The organism is Halobiforma nitratireducens JCM 10879 (assembly GCF_000337895.1).
Lineage (GTDB): Archaea > Halobacteriota > Halobacteria > Halobacteriales > Natrialbaceae > Natronobacterium > Natronobacterium nitratireducens.
The window spans coordinates 1-2,717 of sequence record NZ_AOMA01000130.1 but is presented as its reverse complement, the minus strand read 5'-3'; the positions used below and the strand labels follow the sequence as shown (position 1 = coordinate 2,717).

Annotated in this window: 2 protein-coding genes and 1 pseudogene; all 3 read left to right on the top strand. The window is 66.6% G+C overall.

Going from position 1 to position 2,717, the window contains the following annotated elements; genetic code table 11:
- The coding region (locus tag C446_RS13090) for an ABC transporter permease subunit (RefSeq protein WP_006673595.1) at window positions 1-779 on the top strand (779 nt) is incomplete at its 5' end.
- Between the two features lie 220 nt (window positions 780-999).
- The gene (locus tag C446_RS13085) at window positions 1,000-2,190 is read left to right on the top strand and encodes an inorganic phosphate transporter (protein WP_006673594.1); all 1,191 of its coding nucleotides are present in this window, start codon (window positions 1,000-1,002) and stop codon (window positions 2,188-2,190) included.
- A gap of 70 nt (window positions 2,191-2,260) precedes the next feature.
- A pseudogene (locus tag C446_RS13080) lies at window positions 2,261-2,717 on the top strand (hypothetical protein); the annotation flags it as partial.

Genomic DNA, 2,717 nt, shown 5'->3' with positions numbered 1-2,717 from the left:
CCGCCGTTCTCGGCCTCTTCGTCGTCACGCGGCTGTGGCTCTACGGCGACCTGCTCGCGGGAACGACGTACCCCTTCCTGTCGACGTTCGACACGTTCGCGGAGTTCGTCCCGCTGCTCGTGATCATTCTCGGCTATCGAGCGGTCGTCGGTGAGCGAGATTCTGGTCGAATCCGTCTTCTCCTCGGCCAACCGGGGCGTCGCCGGGATATCGTGACTGGAAAATACGTCGGCCGCGCCGCGACGCTCCTCGCCGTCGTCCTCGCCGTTGCACTCCTGCTCTCGGCGTTCGTCGTCGCGCAGTTCGGGACGGACGGGCCGACAGAAATCGTCGGCGGCCTCGCCGTGCTCGTCCTCTACACGTTCGCGTGGCTCGGCGTGACGGTCGGCGTCTCGAGTACCTTCGCCAGCGAGACGCGAGTAATCGGGATTTTGATCGGGCTCTATGCGCTGTGTGTGGTTCTCTGGGACACCCTCGTCATCTCGCTCGTTTCGCTCGTCGTGACTGGACAGGCCGAAACGGGCGTGGATCCCCTCGCAGGTCGGTTCGCTACACTCGAGGAACCGACGTGGTTTCTGTACGCAAACCGGTTGAATCCGCTACACGCGTTCGATGGGGCGCGATACTACGTTCCCGATCTGCTCGATATCGCCTTTGTCGGCGGGACGACAACGGCTCCGCACGCGCCGAACCTGTTCGGTCTCGGCGTCCTGCTCGCGTGGGCGACCGTTCCGGTTCTCGTCGGCTACTGGCGGTTCCAGCGCGCGGATCTCGACTGAGGGGGCCGCGCTCGCGCGACGAGGGCGTGGTTGTCCCCGTTCGCTCCTTGCTGGCCTCCCCCGTTTCTTGCTGGTCTCCCTCCGTTCTCGTTCGGTCCGTGTCGAACCGAGCCCGCTACTCGACCCCAGGTGAATTCACTACTCAACCTACCGGGCCCAACGTTCTCCAGCAACCGCAGGCCGGCACACACTTGTAGGACCCGCTAAAAACCCCGAACAGATGGTCGAGATCGTGACGATCGCGACGTTCCTGATAGCCGCCCTCGCGAGTCTATTTATGGCCTGGGCGATCGGTGCCGGCTCGAGTGGTTCGACGCCGTTCGCGCCGGCGGTCGGTGCGAACGCGATCTCGGTGATGCGTGCGGGCTTTCTCGTCGGGATTCTCGGCTTCGCAGGGGCGGTTCTGCAGGGAGCGAACGTTTCCGAGGCGGTCGGCACCGAACTGATCGACGGCGTCGTGCTGTCTCCGGGTGCGGCGACGATCGCGCTGATCATCGCGGCCGGCCTGGTCGCGATCGGCGTCTTCGCGGGCTACCCGATCGCGACGGCCTTTACGGTGACCGGCGCGGTCATCGGCGTCGGGTTCGCGATGGGCGGTGACCCCGCCTGGCCGAAGTACATCGAAATCGCGACGCTGTGGATTCTGACGCCGTTCGTCGGCGGCGGCCTCGCCTACGCGATCGCACGTCTCCTCCGACGGGAACCGATCGCCGAGGAGTATCTGATCGTCTTGCTGGCCGCGTTCGTCGGCGTCATCGTCGCAAACATCGAGTTCGCCGTCCTCGGCTCCGCCGAGGCCGGCGGCGCGTCGATCGCCGAAGCCTCGAGCGGCTGGGTGCCCGGACCGGACCTGTTCGGTGTCGTGGTCGCGACGACCGTCATGGCGCTGTTGTGGGCGGCGGTGATCGGGTTCGACCTCCGGAACGGAACCGAACGCGGTGAACGACACTTCTTGCTGGCGCTTGGCGCGCTCGTGGCGTTCTCCGCTGGCGGCAGTCAGGTTGGGTTGGCGATCGGGCCACTGATCCCGCTGTCCGGTGACGTTGGACTCCCGCTGATCGCGCTGCTGGTCGGCGGCGGGTTCGGCCTCCTGCTCGGGTCGTGGACCGGCGCACCGCGGATGATCAAGGCGATCTCGCAGGACTACTCCTCGCTCGGGCCGCGCCGATCGATCGCCGCGTTGATCCCGTCGTTTATCATCGCACAGACGGCAGTCCTGTACGGCATTCCGGTCTCGTTCAACGAGATTATCGTCAGTGCGATCATCGGGAGCGGCTACGCCGCGTCTGGAGCGGGCGGCGGCGTCAGCGCCCGCAAGATGGGATACACCGTGCTGGCGTGGATCGGCTCGCTCGCCGGTTCGATCCTCATCGCTTTCGGTGGCTACTCCGCGTTCGCGCTCGTGTTCTGACGGCTCGAGAGCTACCGACGGCTGACATCGAACGGATTTTACCCCGCGCACGGCGAGTTCGTGTATGGGAATGGACGAGGCCGAGGACCAGACCGAAGACACACGCCGGACCGACGACCCCGAATCGGCGCTGCCAGTCGATCCCGACGATCCGGCGACCGTCCAGTGGCGACGCGACGCCTCCACGTCGCGAACCGTCCGACTCCTCTGGTCGCTCGGCGTCGGCACCTTCTTCGCCGCGATCGGGATCATCGTCTTCTGGCGACTGTACGACTTCGCCGGGCAGGCCGGTGGCACCCTTTCGCAGTCCGTCGTCCTGGCGGTCGTCGCCGCCGTCACCGTGACGGTCGTCGCACTCGCGGCCTCGAGCAACTCCGAGGCGCGCCTCGAGGCCGCCCTGGAGTCGCTTCCGGTTTCGGGTCCGTCCGGCTCCGCCTCGCAACGCGGACTGTCACGGGCGATCGACGCGGCGGTCGGCACGGTGGCGATGGCTGCGGTCATCGGTGCGTTGATGGCGGTCGGACGGG

Coding starts and splice junctions, on each gene's coding strand:
- C446_RS13085 (WP_006673594.1), top strand. CDS start 1,000: ATGGTCGAGATCGTGACGATCGCGACGTTCCTGATAGCCGCCCTCGCG.